At 46.1% G+C, this 24,601-nt stretch carries 17 protein-coding genes; 7 read left to right on the top strand and 10 right to left on the bottom strand.

What is annotated here, in order from left to right:
• Window positions 1–5: 5 nt before the first annotated feature.
• From gndA to malQ, 4 genes are all read right to left on the bottom strand, one after another.
• Window positions 6–1,553, bottom strand: coding sequence for an NADP-dependent phosphogluconate dehydrogenase (gene gndA, locus KO501_RS02265; protein WP_216028016.1), 1,548 nt, complete (start codon window positions 1,551–1,553; stop codon window positions 6–8).
• A gap of 138 nt (window positions 1,554–1,691) precedes the next feature.
• The gene (gene glgX, locus KO501_RS02270) at window positions 1,692–3,767 is read right to left on the bottom strand and encodes a glycogen debranching protein GlgX (protein WP_354667796.1); all 2,076 of its coding nucleotides are present in this window, start codon (window positions 3,765–3,767) and stop codon (window positions 1,692–1,694) included.
• Window positions 3,768–3,781: 14 nt separating this feature from the next.
• Window positions 3,782–5,950, bottom strand: coding sequence for a 1,4-alpha-glucan branching protein GlgB (glgB, locus tag KO501_RS02275; RefSeq protein WP_216028017.1), 2,169 nt, complete (start codon window positions 5,948–5,950; stop codon window positions 3,782–3,784).
• 66 nt (window positions 5,951–6,016) lie between these two features.
• Complete coding sequence (malQ, locus tag KO501_RS02280) at window positions 6,017–8,221, bottom strand: 4-alpha-glucanotransferase (RefSeq protein WP_216028018.1); 2,205 nt, start codon at window positions 8,219–8,221, stop codon at window positions 6,017–6,019.
• A gap of 236 nt (window positions 8,222–8,457) precedes the next feature.
• On the opposite strand from malQ, the gene gap reads away from it, so the two are divergent.
• The 3 genes from gap to KO501_RS02295 all read left to right on the top strand — a co-directional run bounded on the left by gap (window position 8,458) and on the right by KO501_RS02295 (window position 12,752).
• Window positions 8,458–9,453 carry a type I glyceraldehyde-3-phosphate dehydrogenase gene (gene gap / locus KO501_RS02285; RefSeq protein WP_216028019.1) on the top strand — a complete coding sequence of 332 codons (996 nt, stop codon included), beginning with the start codon at window positions 8,458–8,460 and terminating at the stop codon, window positions 9,451–9,453.
• Between the two features lie 107 nt (window positions 9,454–9,560).
• A complete protein-coding gene (locus KO501_RS02290; RefSeq protein ID WP_216028020.1) occupies window positions 9,561–10,412 on the top strand; it encodes a D-hexose-6-phosphate mutarotase in 852 nt (283 codons plus the stop codon).
• A gap of 162 nt (window positions 10,413–10,574) precedes the next feature.
• A complete protein-coding gene (locus KO501_RS02295) occupies window positions 10,575–12,752 on the top strand; it encodes a tetratricopeptide repeat protein (RefSeq protein WP_216028021.1) in 2,178 nt (725 codons plus the stop codon).
• 45 nt (window positions 12,753–12,797) lie between these two features.
• Here KO501_RS02295 and KO501_RS02300 read toward each other — a convergent pair whose 3' ends face one another.
• From KO501_RS02300 to zwf, 5 genes are read right to left on the bottom strand one after another with little or no spacing between them, the layout of a single operon-like run.
• Window positions 12,798–13,445: a bifunctional 4-hydroxy-2-oxoglutarate aldolase/2-dehydro-3-deoxy-phosphogluconate aldolase gene (locus tag KO501_RS02300; protein ID WP_216028022.1), complete on the bottom strand. Its 648-nt coding sequence runs from the start codon at window positions 13,443–13,445 to the stop codon at window positions 12,798–12,800.
• 2 nt (window positions 13,446–13,447) lie between these two features.
• On the bottom strand, window positions 13,448–14,401 hold the full coding sequence (locus KO501_RS02305) for a glucokinase (protein ID WP_216028023.1): 954 nt from the start codon (window positions 14,399–14,401) through the stop codon (window positions 13,448–13,450).
• Entirely contained in the window at window positions 14,398–16,227 is a 1,830-nt protein-coding gene (gene edd / locus KO501_RS02310; RefSeq protein WP_216028024.1) for a phosphogluconate dehydratase, read from the bottom strand. Before edd ends, KO501_RS02305 begins: the two co-directional genes overlap by 4 nt.
• A gap of 9 nt (window positions 16,228–16,236) precedes the next feature.
• Window positions 16,237–16,929, bottom strand: a complete 693-nt coding sequence (gene pgl, locus KO501_RS02315; RefSeq protein ID WP_216028025.1) for a 6-phosphogluconolactonase — start codon at window positions 16,927–16,929, stop codon at window positions 16,237–16,239.
• Between the two features lies 1 nt (window position 16,930).
• The gene (zwf, locus tag KO501_RS02320; RefSeq protein ID WP_216028026.1) at window positions 16,931–18,427 is read right to left on the bottom strand and encodes a glucose-6-phosphate dehydrogenase; all 1,497 of its coding nucleotides are present in this window, start codon (window positions 18,425–18,427) and stop codon (window positions 16,931–16,933) included.
• A gap of 279 nt (window positions 18,428–18,706) precedes the next feature.
• On the opposite strand from zwf, the gene KO501_RS02325 reads away from it, so the two are divergent.
• Window positions 18,707–19,555, top strand: coding sequence for a MurR/RpiR family transcriptional regulator (locus KO501_RS02325; RefSeq protein WP_216028027.1), 849 nt, complete (start codon window positions 18,707–18,709; stop codon window positions 19,553–19,555).
• Window positions 19,556–19,777: 222 nt separating this feature from the next.
• Entirely contained in the window at window positions 19,778–21,214 is a 1,437-nt protein-coding gene (pyk, locus tag KO501_RS02330) for a pyruvate kinase (RefSeq protein ID WP_216028028.1), read from the top strand.
• A 52-nt stretch (window positions 21,215–21,266) separates the two neighbouring features.
• On the opposite strand, the gene KO501_RS02335 is transcribed toward pyk, so the two are convergent.
• On the bottom strand, window positions 21,267–21,818 hold the full coding sequence (locus KO501_RS02335; protein ID WP_216028029.1) for an NAD(P)H nitroreductase: 552 nt from the start codon (window positions 21,816–21,818) through the stop codon (window positions 21,267–21,269).
• 410 nt (window positions 21,819–22,228) lie between these two features.
• On the opposite strand from KO501_RS02335, the gene sppA reads away from it, so the two are divergent.
• Together sppA and KO501_RS02345 are read left to right on the top strand one after the other, a co-directional pair.
• Window positions 22,229–24,088 carry a signal peptide peptidase SppA gene (sppA, locus tag KO501_RS02340; protein ID WP_216028030.1) on the top strand — a complete coding sequence of 620 codons (1,860 nt, stop codon included), beginning with the start codon at window positions 22,229–22,231 and terminating at the stop codon, window positions 24,086–24,088.
• Entirely contained in the window at window positions 24,051–24,584 is a 534-nt protein-coding gene (locus KO501_RS02345; protein ID WP_354667797.1) for a SprT family zinc-dependent metalloprotease, read from the top strand. Before sppA ends, KO501_RS02345 begins: the two co-directional genes overlap by 38 nt.
• Window positions 24,585–24,601: the final 17 nt, after the last annotated feature.

Raw genomic sequence — 24,601 nt, forward strand, 5'->3', positions numbered from 1 at the left:
ACCTTTTATTTTTTCGTCGCTATTTGCGGCCTTTGAGGGTCGCTCCAATCAAGGTGGAATTTCTTACCCGCCGGTTTGTCAACACGCTGATAAGTATGTGCGCCAAAATAATCTCGCTGTCCTTGCAACAGATTTGCCGGTAATACAGCGGTACGATAAGCATCATAGTAGCTGAGCGCAGACATCATTGCTGGACAAGGGATCCCCGCTAACGTCGCCTGGGCCAACGATTGACGCCAGTCTGACTGGTATTGGGTAATCTGTTGGGAGAAAAAAGGATCAAGTAACAAGTTGTCCAATTCTTCATTATTTTCGTAAGCTTTGGCAATGGACTGCAAAAAGACGGCACGAATAATACAACCAGCACGCCAAATACGGGCAATACCACCAAAATCCAGTTCCCATTGATGCTCTTTTGATGCTACGGCCATAAGTTGAAAGCCTTGGGCGTAAGCACAGATTTTAGAGCAATATAAAGCATGCTCTAGCTGATCAATAGTAGTTTGCTTTTCTGCATCAGACAGGGCTTTAACTTCAGGGCCTTGTAACACTTTACTTGCCGCTACGCGCTCGTCTTTTAAACTAGAAATACTTCTGGCAAACACCGCCGAGGTAATTGTTTGCGCCGGGCTTCCCACCTGCAACGCACTCACCGCTGTCCACAGGCCCGTGCCTTTTTGTCCTGCTTTATCAAGAATGACATCCACCAACGGCATACCGGTTTCAGGATCCATCTGTTCCAGAACTTCTGCACTGATTTCTATTAAATAACTATTGAGTTTACCTGCATTCCAGCGTCTAAAGATGGCGGCAATTTCCGCCGGTGACATGGTCAACGCTGTACGCATTATCTGGTAGGTTTCACAAATCAACTGCATATCAGCGTATTCAATGCCATTGTGTACCATTTTCACATAATGGCCTGCGCCTACAGGACCAATATAGGTAGCGCAAGGTTCACCCTCTAAAACCGGTTTGCCGGGGGTAAAAGATTCAATGGGTAAGCCGGTGTTAGCGTCAACTTTTGCTGCGATGGCTTTAAGTACAGGCTCGATACGTGTCCACGCATAAGGATTGCCAGATGGCATCAAAGAAGGGCCGAATCGAGCGCCGACTTCTCCTCCTGACACGGCTGTAGAGAAAAAGATAAACTTGCTTTTATATTGCTCTTCTCGCTCTACAGAGTCAGTCCATAAACTGTTCCCCGTATCGACCACAATATCATCAGCTTGAATACCAGCATCAATAAGATGTGAACAAACGTGATCTACCGGTGCCCCAGCTGGCACAGAAAGCATGATCATGCGAGGAGAGGTTAACTTGCTGAGCAGTTCTGTGTACGAACTACAGCCTTCGACCCGAGCCGGCTGCTCTCCGCGTTCTTCGACGTCCTTTTCGATAATGCCATCGACCTTAGCTTGGTCAAGATCAAAACAGGCTACCCGATAGCCATGATCCACCAAATTAAGGGTTAGGTTAGCGCCCATTACACCTAATCCGATAAAGCCGATATCACACTTGGATTCAGCTTGCTTTCCATCTTCTTTATACATTGATGTCACCTTACGTTACAGATGGCTGCGGATGATACCACCCGTCTTTATTCCTAACACTATACATGTGGTGTTTTTTCAACGATTTGTTTAATAAATCCCACTATTTGCTTGTCTGCTAACCAACGGTAAACCTCGTTAAGCTAAACATTGGGTAAATTTAAACATCACCACGCTTTTGGCAGCTTGTAAAAAGACCCGTTGGATGCAAATTTCAGGTTGCGCTTTTAGTGATTCATAGCGGGTATCCACAATGAGTTTCCACGCTCCCCGGGGGGAAAGGCTTGGCAAATTAAATCGTCGGTCTTGATCGCTAGCATTGAAGCATAAAAACCAATGTTCCGTTTCCCCTTCATCTTGCGCTACTCCCCGAATTTCCACGCCAAATGTCTGACTGTTGGGCGACTGCCAATCTTCAGACTCTTTATCCTGACCGTCGGGTTTGTACCAGCGGATAGCAGAAACATTAATATCCAATTGAAAGGTGTCATCTTCCATTTGTAGGTGGGATAACAAGGGACTGTTTTTGCGCAATTCAATAATATATTGGCAAAAATGCAAAAAATCCGTTTGCCGTTTGTTTAACGTCCAGTCAAACCAGCTAATAGGGTTATCTTGGCAGTAAGCGTTATTGTTACCCTGTTGGGTTCGGCTAAGTTCGTCACCGCCAAGAATATGCGGTGTGCCTTGGGAAAATAACAAGGTTACAAACATATTGCGCTTTTGCTTCTCCCGTAACGCCAAAATATAGTCGTCTTGGGTTTCCCCTTCTATACCGTAATTGGCCGACAGATTATGCCCATGTCCATCGCGGTTATTTTCACCATTTTTTTCATTATGTCGCTCGGCATAACTCACTAGATCATGCAGGGTAAATCCATCATGGTAGGTAATATTATTCACCGACGTTGTAATGGGCCTGACCCCTTTGTGAAAGATGTCCGTTGACCCCATCAACCGTGTAGCAAATTCTGCGGTAAAGGCATGATCGCCGCGCCAATATGCCCGCACCGTATCGCGGTAACGGTCGCTGGTTTCCAACCATGGCACGGGAAACGCGCCTAACTGATATCCCCCAGGACCAATGTCCCACGGTTCGGCAATTAAAATGACATTTTTTAACACCGGATCTTGGCTAATGGCGCGCAGCAAACCAGACTGGGCAGAAAAATGCTGAGGATCTCGACCTAAACTAACCGCCAAATCAAAACGAAAACCATCTACACCTATCGCTGTGATCCAGTGCCGCATGGCATCCATGATCATGGTCATCATCATTGGCTGAGCAGTATTTACCGTATTTCCACACCCAGAATGATTGCTATATACCAGTTTTCCTGATGGCGCTTGCTCAAGTAAATAGGCCTGATGAGGACAAAACCCTTTAAATGACAAAACCGGACCGCCATCGCCCCCTTCTGCGGTATGGTTAAAGACCACATCGATTATGACTTCTAACCCTGCATCATGATAAGCCTGCACCAAGGACTTGACCTCGGTCAAAGCATCCGCTTTTGCATAGCGAGGCTCGGGCGCAAAAAAATTAACTGGGTTATAGCCCCAATAATTGGTTAACCCTTTTTCTGTAATATACGGTTCTGCCATGTAAGCGGCGATAGGCATAAACTGTACAGTGGTAACGCCAAGTTCCAATAGATGAGCAATTACGGCTTCATGGGCCGCGCCCACATAGGTGCCCCTATCGTCTTCAGGGATCTCTGGGTGTAACTTTGTCAGCCCTTTTACGTGGGCCTCATAAATAATTCGTTCGTGGGGCTGGTAATGGGGCTTGTTATGCTCACAAGGAGGCGATGGGGCCACCACCACGGCTTTGGGGATCATAAAGTGAGAGTCGTTTTCATACTGCCGTGCATTCCAGTGTAAAGGGCGACTCAGCTTTTGTGCATATGGGTCAATGAGCAGTTTATCGGCCACACTAATATGCAACAATCCCTCTTTGCGTTCCACCCGGTACCCGTAGAGTTGCCCTTCTTTGATATCGGGTACAAACCCATGCCAAATATCACCGGTTTTAGCGGTAAGTAATAGCTCAACCTGGGGCTCTTCAGTGTCACTTTGGTAAAGACAGAGGATCACCGCTTGGGCATCAGGACAATAAACTGCAAAATTACATCCGTTGGCGTTAAGCGCAGCCCCTAAAGGCGACGGTGTCCCCTTTTCTAGCGGCCAAGTATTGATTAAATCATGCTGCACGATTGAAGTCGCTCCTATATGCCAATCCAATACACGGTAGATAACGGGGGAAGCGCAATTTCAATGGAAAAGGGTTTATCATTCCACGGTACGCTCTCAGCGGTTGCCTGCGTAAGCATTGGGTACCCGCTCCCCCAGTATTTGCTGTCATCTGTGTTGAGGATAAGAGAATATTCTCCCCTCTTCTCCACTCCTACCCGAAAGCGATTGTGTGGAGTGGGTGTGAAATTACATACCACGATAACCTGCTGTTTGTTCTTTTTCGCTTTTCTCACGAAAGACAACACACTTAACTCTGCATAGTTGTGATCAATCCAACTAAACCCTTCATGGTGATGGTCTTGTTCATACAGTGCCGGCACTGAGCGATAAAGATGATTTAAATCTCGATAGAGCGTCTGTATCGCTTTATGTTTATCGTAATTTAGCAATGACCAATCAATCTGACTATCGTGATCCCATTCTTTAAACTGGCCTATCTCATTGCCCATAAAGTTGAGCTTTTTGCCCGGATGAGCGTACATAAATGCCGCATAACAACGCAGATTAGCCGCTTGTTGCCATTCATCTCCCGGCATTTTACCTATGAGACTCCCCTTGCCATGAACCACCTCATCATGGGAAATCGGTAATACAAAGTTTTCATCAAAGGCGTAAACCATACTGAAGGTAATTTCACCATGATGATATTTGCGGTAAGCGGGATCTTTACTGATGTAATGCAAGGTGTCGTGCATCCAGCCCATGTTCCATTTAAAACCGAAACCCAACCCCCCTTGGTATACTGGCTTTGACACCTGTGGAAAAGACGTGGACTCTTCGGCAATGGTCATAGCACCCGGAAAGTGTCGGTATACTTCTTCGTTCATCCACTTCAGTAAACTAATGGCTTCGTAATTTTCATTGCCACCATCCACATTGGGAACCCACTCTCCCTCATTACGGGAATAATCGAGGTAGAGCATGGACGCTACGGCGTCTACACGGAGTCCATCGATATGGAATTTATCTAACCAAAATAATGCATTGGCTACTAAAAATTGGCGAACCGTATCTTTACCGAAATCATAGATACACGAGTTCCAATCTGGGTGCCAACCCCGGCGCGGATCATCATATTCGTATACGTGGCTTCCGTCGAAACGGGCCAAACCATGGGCATCTTCAGGAAAATGCGCTGGTACCCAATCGATGATTACGCCAATATCCGCCTGATGACAGCAGTCGACAAAGTACTTAAATTCATCGGGAGAGCCAAAACGGCTCGTTGGCGCGAACAGTCCTACGGGCTGATAGCCCCAAGAACCATCAAAGGGAAATTCAGAAACCGGCAGCAATTCTAAGTGGGTATAACCCATTTCTTTGACATAAGGAATTAAGGTTTCGGTTAATTCACGATAACTAAGATAACGTTGTTGCGACGTGTCATTCGGACGGCGCCAGGATCCAAGATGCACTTCATAAATACTCATGGGTTGGCTGTATTTATCGCTCTGGCGTTGCACCATCCAGCGGCTATCTTGCCACTGATAGTTACCATGATTGAACACTTTCGAAGCATGAGATGGGTATTGCTCTGCAGCAAAGCCGAGAGGATCGGCCTTATGGGGTAAGTCATTTCCCCATGCATCCTTAATTTGATATTTATACCGTTCGCCCTCGCCTATAGCGGGGATAATTAACACCCAAAAGCCCAAATCGGTTTGTTGCATGGGATGACACCGTCCGTCCCATCGATTGAAATCGCCGATTACCGACACGGCAGATGCATTAGGCGCATAGACAGTAAAATGGGTGCACGACACACCGTCTATCTCGACGAGTTGTGCCCCAGCCTGACGATATAAATTATCCGGTTCGCGGTCGATGAAATGGACACTGTGATAGGCCTCCTGCTGAAACTGGTACGGGTCAATCACCGTATACTCGTCACTGCTTGTGGCTACCGTGAGCTGATAACGTTGCGTAGAAGACAATCCCTTAATAACGCCGCTAAATAGATGAGGCTCTTGGCTTAATGTTAATCGACCAAGATTTTTTGTTTTTCCTAGCCCTTGCACTGTAACAGACACAGCATCAGGGATATAAACAGCGATCTTGAGTCCTTTTGCCGTCTGTTTAGGGCCAAGGATGGAAAACGGTTGTGCACAGCGTGCATGTGCTAGCTGTTGTTCTACTACCATGTGGTACTCCTAAAAACCCGATGCACAGCAAACGGGTTTGGGTTTCTCGCTGCGGTGGCGCGGCCGCTAATCGGTACTGGCCCGTTTTCTCGACGCTGTTAAGTTAGTCGCCAATGCAGTGATGTCCCGATTTTCAAATAGCGCTTCTAGCGGTTGGGATAATTTTCTACGCCAGTTAGGATATTCATTAAACGTCCCAGGTACATTAACAGGCTTATCCATTTGCAACCAGTCTTCCAATTGCAGGCTAAGTAACGCGCTCGCTCCCTGGGCCATATGTAACTGCATCCCATGATTTAATTCGGTACTCATGCCCGTATAATTAACATCCCTACTGATATTATCGCTAATAGAATGATGACCATGTAAAGAGTCCAAAATTGCCTGTTTATCATGGTGTCTTTCACCATATAGCCGTTGAAGTATAGCATCGGTGGGATACAAGCCTAATTGCTTGCCCAATTCCAGATCTAAACAATGCCAAAAACCCGTTAAGGTTGGCATGTCGTGGGTGGTAAGCGTAGACATGGACTGCACTGGGTAATCAGCGGGAGAATAAAAGCCACCATCCGGTGCCTGCTCAAAGAAAAACACGCGATAGGAATAAATGCCATTTTCGGCCAATTTTGCGCGAATTTCTTCCGGCACTGTACCTAAATCTTCGCCAATAACTAAACTTTGATGGCGATGACTTTCTAACGCGAGGATCCCTAGCAAATCGTCTACCGGATAGTATACATAGCCGCCTTCTTTAGCGTCCGTGTCTTTGGGTACCCACCACAAACGTAATAGTGCCATGACATGATCGATGCGCAGCGCGCCACCACCGGCCATGTTTGAGGAAAACAAATCAATAATGGGTTGATAACCCTGTTCGTACAGTTTAACCGGATCCATGGGAGGTAGTCCCCAGTTTTGACCAAGGGGGCCTAAAACATCAGGTGGCGCTCCTACTGACGCATCAATACAGTATAAGTCTTTGTTTCCCCATATCTCCGCACTTCCTTCACTTACTCCTACTGCGAGATCGCGATATAGCCCAATCGCCATTCCGGCTTCTTTAGCCGCGACACTGGCCGCCTCTAATTGCAAAGCCGCTTGCCATTGTAAAAACAGGTAAAAAGTCACCCGCTTTTTATGTTTTTTCTCGAATGAGGCAACATCATCCTTATGATATTCGTTAAATGCAGTAGGAAAAACCGGCCAGCCCCATGATGGTTCATCGTTTTGCGATAAAAACTCCTGCATGGTGTCATATACCGCTAACATATTAAGGCTTTCTCCTCCCGCTTCCACAAAGGCCGTGAACCTTTCATTCTGGCTTGTGTCTGTGGTCAGGTATTTTTCGTAGTACACATCAAACAACGCACTTAAGGCCGCGATTTTTATCGCCGCAACTTCTGTGTAATTTACAAAATCTGCATCACGGGCAGCCTGTATACGTTGTTGAAACTCTGATGTATTAACCAATTTTTGCACTGCTAAATCGTCAAAACAAGGCATGGCAGTGACATCAAGATACAGAAAATTCAACCAGCGGCGTGAGGACGGCCCGTAAGGACTACAGGCTTCAGGGTTAGCCGGATACAGGGCGTGGATCGGGTTTAAACCGATAAAGTCTGCGCCGGTTTCCCCAGCTTTTTTCACCAGTTCGATAAGATCAGAGAAATCCCCCATGCCCCAGTTGTTATGGGAGCGTAAGCAATACAATTGAACACTTAACCCCCACACCTTTTTGCCAGCCGCGATATCTTCAGGCGTATAACAAGCTTGGGGCGCCACAATGAGTCGCATGGTAGCGAGCGCTTCGTCATCATCCTCTACATATAAAGTGAGTTGGTGATAACCAAGGGGAACGGATTGAGGCATCGTTACCCCATATTCATGGAACTCACCATCCTGAAAATGCCCCACATTGATCAAACTTTCGTCCACTGGCGTAAAAGTGTAGTTAAACGCCTGTCCATCTTCCGTGGACAGGACTACAGTATAAGTATCAGTTACCAATTCAATGGGTAACCGTATCAAAAATGGCAAAGCATCAGCTTGGCGTAAAACCTGTACAGGGTTTAGTGGCGTCTGCCAGATTTTTCTGGCTTCTTCATGAAGTTGGTTTTCAATGGCAGAATCGCTGCTAGTGTCGTAACCAAGCGCATTAAGCAATTTAACCTGGCTTGATTCAGAAATCGTCTCGGGTTTACCCCAGGCGTCAAGGTAGTGGGTTTCGATCCCTCGCATTTCAAGTAGTTGTTGTAGGGCGGAAGTTGTCATAGTTTCTTTTCCTGTTTGCTAGGGATGACTATGGTGGAATTGTTCCAGTCATTCAAGTCAACAGGGTATTTTTGACCATTTTCGGCCAAAAAGGTAGTAGTAGAAACCGATAAGCATGACATAGCTTAATATTGTAATTTTGCAACATTATTGGCTTTTTACTTTGCCAATTATGCCAATTTGATCCATACTTTACGTAATTTTTTTTCACCAGTACCAAATTTTAGAGGTATGACATGACAATACGCATCGGTATCAATGGTTTTGGACGCATCGGTCGTTTAGTAATGCGCGCAGCACAGCAGCGTGATGATTTAGAAGTTGTTGCAATTAATGACTTACTCGACACTGACTACATCGCCTATATGCTGAAGTATGATTCTACGCACGGTAAATTTGACGGTGACATTGCCATTGACAACAACCAGTTAGTGGTTAATGGACAAGCTATCCGTATTACATCAGAAAAAAATCCTGCCGATTTGGCTTGGGGTGATGTCAATGTCGACGTGGTAGTTGAAAGCACCGGTTTATTCTTAACTAAAGAAACAGCATCGGCGCACATCGAAGCTGGCGCTAAGAAAGTGGTAATGTCTGCGCCATCGAAAGATGACACGCCAATGTTCGTGATGGGCGTTAACCACACAGACTATAACGATGAAAGCATTGTTTCTAATGCATCTTGTACCACCAACTGTTTAGCCCCCGTTGCTAAAGTATTGAATGATACATTCGGCATTGTCGACGGGTTAATGACTACCGTACACGCCACAACGGCCACGCAACGTACAGTAGATGGGCCGTCCCATAAAGACTGGCGTGGCGGTCGTGGTGCAGGCCAAAACATCATTCCTTCTTCCACCGGGGCAGCAAAAGCTGTGGGCAAAGTGATTCCTGAACTTAACGGAAAATTAACCGGTATGGCGTTCCGCGTGCCTACACCTAACGTTTCTGTTGTGGATCTAACCGTTAACCTAGCCAAACCTGCTAGCTATGAAGCCATTTGCGAAGCAATGAAAAGCGCTTCTGAAGGTGATCTTAAAGGTATCTTGGGTTACACCGAAGAAGCGGTGGTTTCTAACGATTTTCTTGGCGACGCGCGCACCTCCATATTCGATGCAGGCGCAGGGATAGCACTTACCGATACCTTCGTTAAAGTGGTTTCTTGGTATGATAACGAATGGGGTTATTCCAATAAGGTATTGGATCTCGTCGAGCACATTTCTAAGTAGTCCGCCATGGTCGCTTAAACAACGAAAAGGTGCGATTAGTTATCGCACCTTTTTTCTTTTCCATGCACAATGAAAAGCGAAGAGATTTTTTGTCAAGGAGACATATCATGAGTTTGCCAGCCACTATCACCGTGGAAGAATCGGCGGGAATTACATTTCTTAATGTGGAAAATGCCTTTGCCTCAAGCCGTATCAGTTTGTATGGCGCCCATGTACTATCGTTTACTCCTAAAACCGACAATCAAAATCGGTTATGGCTTAGCCCCCATGCCTATTTAAATGGTGAACGCCCGATTCGCGGTGGTATCCCCATCTGTTGGCCGTGGTTTTCCGACGATCACGGTGAAGAGAAAGGCACGTTGCCTTCCCACGGTTTTCTGCGCACCCAAGTATGGCAAATACAACTTACCGAAGAGACCGAGGCAGGCACCCGTATTGTACTTAGCCCCTCGTATAGCCGTGGCGAAGGCTTCGAATACGACTGCACAGTCAGTTACGATATTTTGGTAGGTAAACAGTTGTCCGTTACACTACGCACGCAAAATAGCGGCGTGGTTCCCTTCACGTTTAATGGCGCGCTTCACACCTACTTTGCTGTACCTGATATCACTCAAACCTCCATAATGGGTATAGAAGGCGACTACAAAGACAAGCTAGAAAGCTGGGCAGTAAAGCCCTCTCCTACTCACTATATCATTGAAGGCGAAACCGATCGTATTCATCAGCATCCATCACCGGATGTAACCATTGCAGACAATAATATCCCCCTAACACGGGTAACCTCTATGGGGAATGATTCCATGGTGGTCTGGAATCCGTGGCAAGGCGCCGCATCTATAGCTGACATGGATGCCTTTGGCTTTAAGCATATGTTGTGCGTAGAAACAGCCATTACCAACGGCATTACTTTAGCGCCAGGGCAAGATCATTTAATGACACAAATTGTGGCTGGGCTTTAACGACATCTTACACAGTCGTTTCGTCCTTCCCCTTCAATCACTTCATGATGGGATAAGCGGCACTTAACAACGGGGCGAATACTCGGTATCATGAAGTAACATAATATTTACAAGTGTGGCGCGCCAATTTTTATAAATTACCAGCCACATGGAAGTATCCTTTTGATATATCGCCTATTCACCTTTCTGTGTACACGTCATTTTGCTCTGTTGCTGCTACTTTTAACGTCATCACTTTCTGCAAAGGGTGAAGAATTTAAAACCTGCCAGTCCTGTCATAATGACATCGTTCAACAATGGCAAGCATCCGATCACGGCAAGGCCATGGCCCAAGCGAGCCCGGCTACGGTGTTGGCAAATTTCGACGATGTTACCGTTAGCCATTTTAGTCAGACCGCCCACTTTCAAAAACAAAACGATACCTTCACTATTGATTTTACTGAAGGCACCACAACCACGCGTTATACCGTAAAGTACGTCTTTGGCCACTATCCATTACAAGAGTATTTGGTGCCGGGAAATAATGGCAAACTACAGGTATTTCCCTTCGCATGGGACGCCCGTCCTGACACAGAAGGCGGACAAAAATGGTATCCCTTACACCCTGATGAAGATATTCAAAAGGCCGATCGTCTACATTGGCAGCAACCACTACAAAATTGGAATGGCATGTGTGCCGATTGTCATTCTTCAGGGCTAAAAAGAAACTTCAGTAGCAGTACCAATCAATTTGATACTCACTTTTCTCAAATCAATGTGTCTTGTCAATCTTGCCATGGTGATATGTCCGCCCATGGGTCACAAACAAAATCAACATCCCCTTCGCTAATAAGCAAGCATGATCAAAAAGCCCTTGGACAATGGCTTAGGTCGAACGGGGAAAACATTGCCCATTGGCAGGGTCCACCACGAGACAATGCTTTTATGGAGACCTGTTTTGGTTGTCACTCACTTCGCTCTCCGCTAGGTGACGGTATTGACCCTAACAGCGCCTTTTTAGACCAGTTTAGCCCTACATTTCTTACCCCTCCTCTTTATCATGCGGATGGTCAGATTAAAGAAGAGGTGTATGTCTACGGCTCATTTTTGCAAAGTAAAATGTTTGCAGCTGGCGTGAATTGTCTCGATTGCCACAACCCCCACACTATGAAGGTAAAAGTTGAAGGTAATGGGTTATGTCTGCAGTGCCATGCACCTGCCGCCTATCAAACCACTGCGCACACCCATCATCCGCTAGATAGCGCGGCAGGCCAATGCGTGAATTGTCATATGCCACAGACTACCTTCATGGGCGTAGATGCACGTCGAGATCATAGTTTTAGCGTCCCCCACCCTCAAAGCAGTCAACAAACCGGTAGTCCCAACGCCTGTTTAAATTGCCACGCCGAGAAAACCAATGGGTGGGCCGATAACGCCATTAACCAATGGCATCCAGTCCGTCAACGCCCTGCCAGCGTAAATGAAAAGGGCTACATGGCATTAATGGACGGCGTTAAGTTAACAAAAAAACAGGTATTTACGCTTATCAGCGCACAAGATTTACCTGTCATAAAACGGGCCACAGTGATCACCTACTTGCCTCAGGTGGTACAAGCCTTAGATGATCAAGAGGTTGCCGCTCTAATTACCCATCCCGAGCCACTTATTCGACTCGCGGTAGCACAAATAGGGCAATTACTTCCCCCCACAGAGCGACTAAAAAGCTATCATTTGCTGTTGAAAGACAAATACCGGGCGATACGGGTGGCCGCGGCTACTCACCTTGTGGGACTTAGATTAAAAGATGAGGCCTACCTTTCTGCGTTAAAGGAACTCTACCAAGCAAATGCAGTCAATCAGTGGCGTGGCGAGGGCAACCTCAACCAAAGCTTGCTACATTTCCAGCAAGGAAACAATAAGCAGGCAGTAGCCTTGCTTCAGCAAAGTCTACGTATTGACCCCTATTTTGCAGCCAGTTATATCAATTTGGCGGAAATTTACCGAGCACAACACCAGTTAGAAAAAGAGCAAGCCGTATTACAACAGGGGTTAACACTGTTGCCTGACAACCCTTTACTCCATTACAGTTATGGTCTGTTTTTAATTCGACAACAACAAAAGACAAAAGCTGTGACGGCGTTTGAAAAGGCAGCCAAGCTTGCGCCTAATAATGCGCAAAACTGGTATCTCTACGCATTAGCACTGGATAATATTCAGCGTACTGACGATGCGCTTTCGGTGTTAAAGCAGGGGTTACAATATGTCCAGGATCCTAGGTTAATTCAACTGGGGTTAAATTTCGCACAAAAAGAAAATAATCGAATAGCCTACCGATATTTTATGCAAAAAAAACCGCGTTAAGTGAACGCGGTTTTACAATCTAGCTTGGCGCTTTACCCATGTAATTTATGCTAACTTTGCACCTGCGCATGCATCTTTAGCCAGTTGGGTAATGGCATCCCAGTCATCGTTGGCAATGGCGTCGTCTGGCGCTAACCATGAACCACCCACGCAACGTACATTCGGTAAGCTCAAATAATCGTTATAATTACCTGGGCCAATTCCCCCTGTTGGGCAAAAAGCCACATCAGGGAACGGACCGCCGATAGATTTAATTGCCTTCACACCACCTGAGGCTTCAGCTGGAAAAAACTTAAGATGATCATAACCCGCATCTTTCGCTGTCATTAGATCAGAAATCGAAGATATACCAGGAATTAATGGTATGTTTCCTTCTGCACCTGCTTTCAACAGAGGAGCTGTTAAACCAGGACTAATCGCAAATTTCGCTCCCGCTTCAACCACTTGTTTAAGTTGCTGGGCGTTAGTTACTGTGCCTGCGCCGACAATAGCATCAGGGACTTCATCTGCGATTTTTTTAATGACTTCCAAGGCAACCGCAGTACGAAGGGTCACTTCCAATACTTTGATCCCGCCCGCCATCAATGCTTTTGCTAGTGGTACCGCTTTTTCCACATCTTTGATTACTAAAACCGGGACCACAGGGCCAGCTGCAAAAATGTCCGCCGGTGAATATTTCCAATTCGTTGTCATAATTAACTCGCAGTATGTTGTTTCAAATATGCAGACGCACCTAATAATCCATGATCAGGTTCAGCAATAAGGTACGTAGGAATAGGCTTAACGTAATGGCTCATTTGTCCTTTATCTTCGAATCGCTGGCGAAAGTCGCTGGATTTAAGATAATCGGCAAAGCGCAGCGCAATGCCGCCGCCGATGAAAACGCCGCCGGTGGTTGCCATATTCAGTGCTAGATTACCGGCAAAACTGCCCATAATCCGACAAAACTGAGACACAGTGCGCACGCAAATATCACACTGTCCTTGCATGGCGTTTTCGGTAATGTCCGCCGGATCGCTAAAACGCACCGTTGCGTTAGCATCCGTCGCGAGTGCGCGGTATATATTTAGTATTCCCCGACCAGACATCACTTCTTCCGCCGACGCTCTGGCGAACTGAGATTGCAAGTAGCGCCAAATCACCACATCCACCTCATCAACCGGAGCAAAATCTACATGACCACCTTCGCCATCTAGTGTTTGCCAACCCGAGGAGGTCATGGTGATATGCTCTACCCCTAAGCCCGTACCTGGGCCAAAAACAGCAATATTGCCATTTTCCACCGGGGTGCCTTCACCAATTTGTATCACCTGTGTGCTATCAAGTACCGGTAAAGAATGGGCAACAGCGGTAAAATCGTTGATAACAAATAAATGGGACAAATTAAGCTGCTTTTTTAGGGCACGTTGGGAAAATGCCCAGCTATGATTTGTCATCACAACCTCATCACCTAAAACCGGACAGGCAATGGCAATACAACCTTGGCTGAAGGTATATTGAGGTAAATCGGTGAAATATTGCTTTATGGCCACATCAAGACTGGCGAAATCCCGACATTGATATTTGATAATATTATCAACGCCCTTTTCCGTTACTCTCGCCAACCGAATGTTGGTGCCGCCGACATCGGCGACAAACCTTTGGGTCATAGCGCTTGCTCCTGATCAGCAAACAACGAACATGCCCCTTCTTCCGCGCCAGAAAGGATGGCTCTAAAGCCTGAGAACATTTCCCGTCCCATACCGATTTGATGATGAGTAAGGTTAGCCTCAGCAGGCGAGCGTGCCGATAGGGTTTCTTCGTCAACCAACAGTGTGAGTTCGCCGGAAACCGTGTTTAACTCGATCATGTCGCCAGATTGTACTTTCGCTAACAAACCGCCTTTATAGGCTTCTGGTGTGACATGGATAGCGGCCGGCACCTTACCAGAGGCGCCAGACATTCTACCGTCAGTCACTAGCGCCACATTAAAGCCGCGGTCCTGAAGTACCCCTAATGGCGGAGTGAGACGATGAAGTTCTGGCATACCAATGGCTGAAGGCCCTTGGAATCGCACTACGATGATACAGTCTTTATCCAGTTCACCTGATTTAAAGGAGGCATCTAATTCGAATTGGTCTTCAAATACCACAGCCGGCGCTTTAATGTGACAAACTGGAGAGCGTAACGCTGAGGTTTTCATTACGCCACGGCCTAAATTACCTTTTAATACACACACGCCGCCATCAGGTTTGAACGGTTCGTCTACCGTTGCGATGACTTCTTTGTCATGGGATTTGACAGGCCCATCTCGCCATTCAAGCTCGCCATCGTTTAAGATAGGCTCTTTGGTATAACGGTCCAAGCCATCGCCACAAATCGTCTTCACGTCGTTGTGGATCAAACCAGCATCTAAAAGTTGCTTAAACAGCAGCGCCATACCGCCAGCAGCCACAAAGTGATTGATATCGGCTGAGCCATTAGGGTAAATACGGGTCAGCAACGGCACTGCGTTAGAAATGTCAGAGAAATCATCCCAGTTGATAATGATGCCTGCAGCGCGAGCAACGGCAACTAAGTGCATGGTATGGTTCGTTGACCCACCGGTTGCAAGCAACGCGACAATGCCATTGACAATGGCTTTTTCATCAACAATGTGACCTATTGGCGAGTAATTGTCGCTTAAATCCGTTAATCGGGTGGCCTGTACCGCTGCGGCACGGGTTAAAGCATCTCGTAACGGCGTGCCTGGATTCACAAACGAAGAACCGGGCAAGTGTAACCCCATGGTTTCAACAACCAACTGGTTGGAGTTTGCAGTACCGTAGAATGTACAAGTACCGGCAGAATGATAGGACTGGGATTCAGCTTCTAACAGTGCATCTCGGCCAAGTTTTCCTTGCGCGAATTCTTGTCGAACCCGTGCCTTTTCTTTATTCGGCAAGCCTGAAGGCATAGGGCCAGCGGGTATAAATACCGTGGGTAAATGACCAAACGCCAATGATCCCATCAATAAACCCGGTACGATTTTATCGCAAATACCCAGCATCAATGCGCCGTCAAACATATTGTGTGACAAGCCTACAGCGGTAGCTTGGGCAATGACATCACGGCTCATCAGGCTAAGATCCATACCAGGATTACCCTGTGTAACACCGTCACACATAGCTGGTACGCCACCGGCAAACTGGGCAACACTGCCTACTTCACGAATAGCTTCTTTAAGAATTGCAGGATAAGCTTCATAAGGTTGATGGGCCGATAACATGTCGTTATAGGAAGAGATAATGGCAATATTTGCTTTCGTCATGGAACGCAGATCAGACTTATCTTCCGTACCACAAGCCGCAAAGCCGTGAGCCAAATTACCACAAGACAACACACCACGATGTGGCCCTGCACGGCGTGCTTTATCAATTTTATCTAAATACGCTTTACGGGTTTTTGTACTGCGTTCAATAATTCGTTGCGTAATTTCAGCAATTTGAGAATTCATACACTTCTCCTAAGGTGCCCACATTAGCGTTACATCTGCGTGATTAATAACGGCAGTAATGGGTTTTTCGATTTCGGTCGCGTTGGCAATGGCATCTTCAAGAACGGCTTTTTTCTTCTCGCCGGTCAAATGTAGGAAGATATTGCGACTATTCAATAGCGCTGGCAGTGTCAACGATATCCGCTGATGCGGTGCAGTTTGCGGCTGGACGGCAATACAAACCATACCGCTAGACAGATTCAGCCCATCTTTAATTTGCTCAGAGCAAGGGAACAACGAAGCCGTGTGACCGTCTTCTCCCATACCCAATATCAGCGCATCAAACGGCTGGGAAAGACTAGACAAGCGGCTTTCCGCTTCCGAGATACCCTCGTTAGCGTCTTTATCTGCGGTTTTTAAAGTAACGAAATTCGCTTTACTCGCATAATTTTGCAGCAAATGCGCTTTCACTAACTTTGTATTGCTTGCGTCATCTTCTTCATCAACCCAGCGTTCATCAGCGAGGGTAATATCCACCTGACTCCAAGGAATATCACTAAGGCTAAGTTGTTTAAATAAAGCAATCGGCGTACGACCACCGCTCACCACCAAGCTCGCCCGACCTCGGGCTTCTATCGCGGCTTCAAGCAGAGCAATCAAGGTTGATGCGAAGCTGTCAGTTAACCCCTCGGGTGTATCAAATGCTTCTGTAATCAATGCCATGTTATTTTTTCTTCCGGGTTATTTTACTTTCATACCAACTACGGTTTGCCCGGGCTAACAGACCAATAGACGCCACAGGCCCCCATGTTCCTGCCTGATACGGTTCAGGAGGTTCATTGTTGTGTTTCCATGCCTCTAAAATTGAATCGACCCAAGTCCACGCCTGTTCAATTTCATCACGGCGTACGAAGAGTGCTTGGTTACCCAACATGACTTCCAACAACAGTTTTTCATAGGCATCAGGGATACGCTCATCACCAAATGCATCAGAGAAGCTCAAATCCAGTTTGGATTTTTGCAAATCCATCGAGCCTGAACTGGTTAATCCTGGCACCTTATTCATCACTGTGATTTCTACACCTTCATCAGGCTGTAAACGAATCACTAATTTGTTAGGTGGCAAATTCTGAAAACTGTCACTAAATAAATTATGAGGCTGACGTTTGAAATAAATAACAACCTCAGACACTTTAGTCGGTAAACGTTTACCGGTACGCAAGTAGAAAGGCACACCTGCCCAACGCCAGTTGTCGATATCGGCTTTGATTGCCACAAAAGTCTCGGTGCGGCTTTTGGTGTTGGCATCTTCTTCTTCCAGATACCCAGGTACTTCCTGACCTTTAACAAACCCGGCGGTGTACTGGCCTCTTACCGTGGCATCATTAATATTGGTCACATTAATGGGGCGCAGGGCTTTGAGTACTTTAAGTTTTTCATCACGAATGCTATCGGCATCTAATGTTGCGGGCGGCTCCATGGCAACCAAACTCAAAATTTGCAACAGATGGTTTTGCACCATATCGCGCATTTGTCCCGCATCGTCAAAGTAGCCCCAGCGACCTTCAATGCCCACAGATTCAGCAACACTAATCTGTACATGATCGATGGAATTGTGATCCCAATTGGTGGCAAAAATAGAGTTTGCGAAACGAAGAGAAATAAGATTCAGAACCGTTTCTTTACCCAGATAATGGTCTATACGATAAATTTGGGATTCGTGGAAATATTCTGAAACCTGATCATTGATGGTTTTTGAAGAATGTAAATCGTGCCCGATGGGCTTTTCAAGCACCACCCGAACAGAGCTGTCGATAATGTTACAGTTGTGCAAGCCACGACAAATATCGCCATAAATAGAAGGCGGCGTAGCAAGGTAGCAAACCATGGTGCGATTAGAATCCACCAAGCCATCAAACACACAATAGGTTTCGATGGCTTTCATATCAACGCATGCATAGTTAAGTCGGGCTTCTAAACGTTTCCATGTTTCTTCACAGATACTTTTTTCACCAAACTTTTCAATATTTTTACGGACTTCTTTTTTGTAGTCCTCAATTTCCATTTCCTGGCGAGCTACTCCAATGATGGTAGTTTCAGGATGAATGAGTTCAGCTTTTTCAAGCTGGTATAAGGACGGCAATAGTTTCCGTCGTGAGAGATCCCCGAGGGTGCCAAAAAGCACAAAATCACAGGGTTCAAAGGAATTATCCATTACCATATTCGTCGACCTTTCTTAATGATAATTTGAAAGAACAAGTATTCAGACAGGCAACATCCGTTCACTGTTCCCGATTTTGAGGCACATAGTTAACACCAAATGTAGTAAAATTACAACTTTTGTAAGCCACGCACCACGAGAGTGGTATTTTTTACCTGAATACCCACCATTTAACCGCTTTAATTGTCAAAAAATTACATTTTTCTTGTCACCCGGTACACAACGGGTAGTATAGAGGGAATTAATGACATCAATTTTACCCTACTTTTTTATATCTGTATGAATATTCTTGAAAAAATAACTCAAAACAAAGCTGTGTTCAGCAAATCAGAACGAAAAGTCGCAGAGGTTATACTTGCTAATCCACAAACGGCGATTCATTCGAGTATAGCAACTTTGGCAAAAATGTCGGATGTCAGTGAGCCGACGGTCAACCGATTTTGTCGCCGACTTGACACCAAAGGCTACCCAGATTTTAAACTGCATTTAGCTCAAAGCCTAGCTAATGGTACACCATACGTTAACCGACATGTGGATGAAAGCGATGGCCCTGGTGAATACACCAACAAGATCTTTGAATCCACCATGGCCTCACTGGAAGTGGCAAAGCAATCCATCGATGTTGCCACCGTCAACCGCGTAGTCGACCTACTCACCCAAGCCCAGAAAATTTCCTTCTTTGGGCTCGGCGCTTCTGCTTCAGTTGCCCACGATGCGTTAAACAAGTTTTTCCGTTTCAACGTTCCTGTGGTCTACTTTGAAGACATATTAATGCAACGTATGAGCTGCATGAATTGTTCAGCCGGAGATGTGGTGGTGCTTATCTCTCACACAGGCCGTACCAAAAGCCTTGTAGAAATTGCACAAATCGCGAAAAATAATGACGCCACTGTGGTTGGCATCACATCAGCGGATAGTCCGTTAGCAAGAGAGTCTACTCATGTACTGTCTTTGGAAGTACCGGAAGATACTGACATGTATATGCCCATGGCATCTCGCATTGCACAGTTAACGTTAATTGATGTTCTTGCTACTGGCTTTACGTTGCGCAGAGGTAATAAGTTCAGAGAAAACCTCAAACGAGTAAAAGATACATTACGGGGTTCACGGTTCGACAAACGAGATTAAGCCATTTCGTGCCGCTTTTTCGAGCGGCACCTACCCCTTTTCAACTGGTAAGGCCAGCAACAAATAAAGCGCTTTGCATTCACATTTTTGTCAAATTGAACTACTATTCTGTAATAAAATTACGTAAACCTATTACAGCAACGAGATTAGAACGTTTTTTCAACAATGTTGTCGAACAATAACGCTAATCCTATAACGACGAAGATTAAGTGATTTATAATTATGACTAGAAGAACAAAGATACTTGCCACCCTAGGTCCAGCCACTGATACCTTAGAAACCATCGAGGCAGTTATTGCTGCTGGCGCCAATGTGGTACGCATGAATTTTTCCCATGGTCAGGCCCAAGATCATATCGAACGAGCGAACAAAGTTCGTCAGGCAGCGAAAAACCTAAACAAATACGTCGCCATTTTAGGTGATCTTCAAGGGCCGAAAATACGGGTTGCCCGATTTGAAGAGGGAGCCATTCATCTTGATGTTGGCGCGCCATTTGTGCTTGATGCAGAAATGGATAAAGATAAAGGCAACATCCACGCCGTGGGCATTGACTACAAAGCGCTACCTGATGATGTGGAAGCCGGCGACATTCTTCTTCTTGATGACGGCCGAATCCAACTTAAAGTCACGGATGTGGTAGGCAGAAAAGTCCATACCCAAGTGACGGTAGGCGGTAAGTTGTCGAATAATAAAGGCATTAACCGCCAAGGCGGTGGGCTTTCAGCCGAGGCCCTGACCGAAAAAGACAAGCAAGATATTAAAACCGCTGCAAAGATAGATGTGGATTACTTAGCGGTTTCTTTCCCTCGCTGTGGTGCAGATTTAAATTACGCCCGAGAACTGGCCAGAGAAGCAGGCTGCCGCGCTTTAATTTGCGCAAAGGTTGAACGCGCAGAAGCCGTTGCCACCGACGAAGCCATCGACGATATTATCAGTGCCTCCGATGCGGTAATGGTGGCCCGGGGTGATCTTGGTGTAGAGATTGGTGACGCCGAATTAGTGGGCAAGCAAAAGAAACTGATTTCCCGCTCTCGTCAATTGAACAAAGTGGTGATCACCGCCACCCAAATGATGGAATCGATGATAAACAGCCCCATGCCTACCCGTGCCGAAGTAATGGATGTGGCAAACGCGGTTTTAGATGGTACCGATGCGGTTATGCTGTCCGCAGAAACAGCGGCGGGTAGCTTCCCAGTAGAAACCGTACAAGCAATGGCGAGAGTGTGTGAAGGCGCAGAAACTCACCCTAGTATCAAACTGTCTAAACACAGAATGGACGATGTTTTCTCTACCGTGAGTGAAACAACGGCATTGTCCGCCGTATATGCCGCAAATCACCTTCCAAGCATTAAAGCCATTGTTGCGTTAACGGAAAGCGGAAATACACCGAAATTGATGTCTCGTATTACCACCTCTCTACCCATTATTGCCATGTCTCGTCATCATGCCACGCTAAATATCATGGCTCTCTACCGTGGTGTGCAACCGGTGTTCTTCGATTCTCGCAACAGCGAACCGGGCCAATTAAAGCATGACACTATGGCGGCACTTAAAGCCATTGGCGTCGTGTCACAAGGTGATAGCGTCATTATGACCTATGGCGATGAAATGGAGAAAATTGGGGCGACTAACGCGATGAAGATTGTGCAAGTTGACTAACTTGCACCACTAACAGAACTGACGCGGTTAACCGCGTCAGTTCAGGTTTTAGCTATTGCCAAAAAGTGACAAATTCACGGCTATCTAAAGGGGCCTTCTCTGGTGTTTCAAACATGGGGGTGCCTAAATATAAGAAACCGGTAATCTCATCTTCCAAAGCCAATCCCAAGGCTTCTCGTACCATTGGGCAATGGGCATAAGCCCCCGTTCGCCATATACCATTAAACCCTTGAGCCTGAGCCGCCATCTGCATGGCCATGACCGCGCAGGCGGTTGACGCTAACTGCTCTTCGCGAGGGACTTTTTCATGGGCTTTGTACTCAGTGATTGCCACAATAACCATAGGTGCGCGCAATGGTAACTTAGGTGCCCTCTCTATTTCTTTATCCGGCTTTTGGTGCCCAATGGCAGACTGTTCAAATAGCGCGCCAAGTTTAACCAGCCCGTCGCCTTCGCACACAATAAACCGCCAGGGTGATAAACTGGCGTGATCCGGTGCTCGTAGCGCCGCCTGCAGAATATTGTCCAAAGCCCGCCCCGACGGTGCGGGTGCTTTCAGTCTAGGATGAGACCGACGATTCAATAATAATTCCAGTGCGTCCAATGCCGCTCTCCTTTCATAATATCAAAGTATTATCCTACGTAGCACAATCCTAAAATGCTATAGGCTAACGGCAATATTAATGTGCAGGAAATAGCAAAATTTTTGCGCAACGCCAGCAAGTATAATTAATTAGATAGCAACGATGGTGGCAAGCAAAGCCCGCGTAAATTAAAACACGCGCCAATCGCCGTATTTGAATGGCGTTATACCGACAGCATACTTGCACCGGAGTCGTTAAAGCCCGACGATGGTACAGATGATGACACACAGTCTTTACTGTATGCTTGATTCAATCTACGACTAATAACCAGTAGAAAACGCCAAGCAATTACATTTCATTACAAATTTACTTAGCGTTCTTCAGTGGTTTGGTTAACATGTTATAAAACGTTGTTAGAGGTATTAATGGTATGGCGGCAAATGGAAGCTGGACGAAATCGTTGTTTGTAGGGCTATGGACAGTTTTAAACTTTTCCAGAAAGTTATTTTTTAACCTGATTTTTCTTTTTATTCTTATCGCCATTATCGTGGCAATCGCAAGCAGTGAATCACCCGTTGCCGTCAAAAATAATAGCGCATTACTTCTGCAATTAGATGGCAACCTGGTAATTGAAAAAGAACATGTCGATCCTTTTGCAGAGTTTATGCAAAATGCCTTTAATGAAAAACCAGAGAACCCCGAACTACTCGTCCGGGATGTGGTTAAAGTTATAGAGAATGCGAAAGAAGATAGTCGTATCAAGGCCATGATCCTCGACTTGTCTGGTTTGCAGGGCGGTGGCCTTGATAAAATGCGCACTGTAGGCAAAGCATTAGACGATTTCAAAACCGTGAAACCCATCTATGCAATTGGTGATTATTTTAGCCAAAATCAATATTACCTCGCAGCCCATGCTGATCACATCTACCTTAACCCTATGGGCGGTGTCATGTTTGAGGGCTATGGTCGCTTTGGTATGTACTTCAAAGATGCACTAGAAAAGCTAAAAGTCACCACCCATATCTTCCGCGTTGGCACCTATAAATCGGCGGTAGAACCTTTTATACGCAATGATATGTCTGAAGAGGCAAAAATCGCTAATCGTGCTTGGCTTGATGCTTACTGGAACTCTTATAAAAGTGATGTGGCAAAAGCCAGAGGCATCAATGTTGATAATTTTGATGAAAGCTTAGATGTGTTGCTTGAGAAATTTGAACAGTCCGGTGCGAATTTTGCGAACTATGCATTGGACAATGGATGGGTTGACGCATTAAAAACCCGTGAAGATGTGCGTAAAGAGATCACCGCTTTAGTGGGAACCGACGAAAGCGGGAAAGGATACAACGTCACGCCCTTTAGTACCTATCTACACGTGGTGAACCCTCCTCTTCCACATTTACCTTCCCAGCAGGACAAAATCGCCATTGTTGTGGCCAAAGGTGAGATATTAAATGGCGAACAAAAAGCGGGCACCATTGGCGGTGACAGCACCGCACGTTTACTCCGTGAAGCTCGTTTAGACAGCACAGTTAAAGCCGTTGTCATGCAGGTTGACTCTCCAGGAGGTAGTGCATTTGCCTCTGAGATCATTCGCCAGGAAGTGCTTGAATTGCAAAAGGCAGGAAAACCCGTGGTGGTATCCATGAGCACATACGCGGCATCCGGTGGTTATCTTATTTCAGCCGCGGCTGATAAGATTTTTGCATCACAAAGCACGATCACAGGCTCTATCGGTGTGTTTGGCATGTTTTTCACATTCGAAGATAGCCTAGGATACCTTGGGATCAACACAGATGGTGTGGCATCTACGGACATAGCCGGCATGTCTCCTCTGCGTAAACTCGACCCCCGTTTCGGAGATATATTGCAACGGAACGTGGAAAACACCTATCAGCAGTTTATCAATATTGTTGCTGAGGGCCGTAATATGACGCCAGCACAGGTAGATAAAATTGGCCAAGGCCGGGTATGGATAGGTAGTCAAGCAAAAGAAATTGGCCTTGTTGATGAACTCGGTGATCTTGATGACGCAATCGCTTCTGCCGCCCAATTAGCAAAAATCGACGATTATGAAACCTACTATGTCCAGCAACCTATGTCTGCTCAAGAGCAATTTTGGCAGGAGTTTTTCGGGCAAGCTATGGTATGGGGTGCAAAAGCACAATTTGCAGACAGTGACAGCCCGCTTATTAAAATGGTTGAGCAAGTTATGTCAGAGGCCAAAACGGCTACGCGACTAAACGATCCTCAAGGTGTCTATTCCTTATGCTTGGCATGTGGAGTGGAATAAGCTGAGCAGTCCGGTCTCAGACAAAGATAAAGAGGCGGTAGACCAACTAGTCTGCCGCCTTTATCGTGTAGCACAGGAATATTTTAACAAAAGCTTCCCCCTACCCGCTGTTAGTTACCGAAGAAGCGGCAGGAATGCCGGTACCGCGTTTTTACAGCAAAACCGTATAAATCTACATCCCATTTTATTTGTTGAAAACCGGCAAGGGTTCTTCGACGACGTGATCCCCCATGAAATCAGTCACCTCTTAACCTATCAATTATTTGGCCGGGTAAAACCCCATGGCCGAGAATGGCAGCTTATTATGCAGGATGTATTTCATGTGCCAGCCAAAACTACACACAGTTTTGATCTAACCAATGTACAAACAAATACGATGATGTATCAATGTGAATGTGGGGACGTGCCTCTTACCCTACGACGGCATAATAAAGTACTCAGGGGTGCTCGCTATTTATGTCGCCGGTGTAACAACACCCTAGTATTAAAACCCTAAGCCCCTGCTCTAGATGA

The organism is Alteromonas sp. C1M14, assembly GCF_018860965.1.
Classification (GTDB): Bacteria; Pseudomonadota; Gammaproteobacteria; order Enterobacterales; family Alteromonadaceae; genus Alteromonas.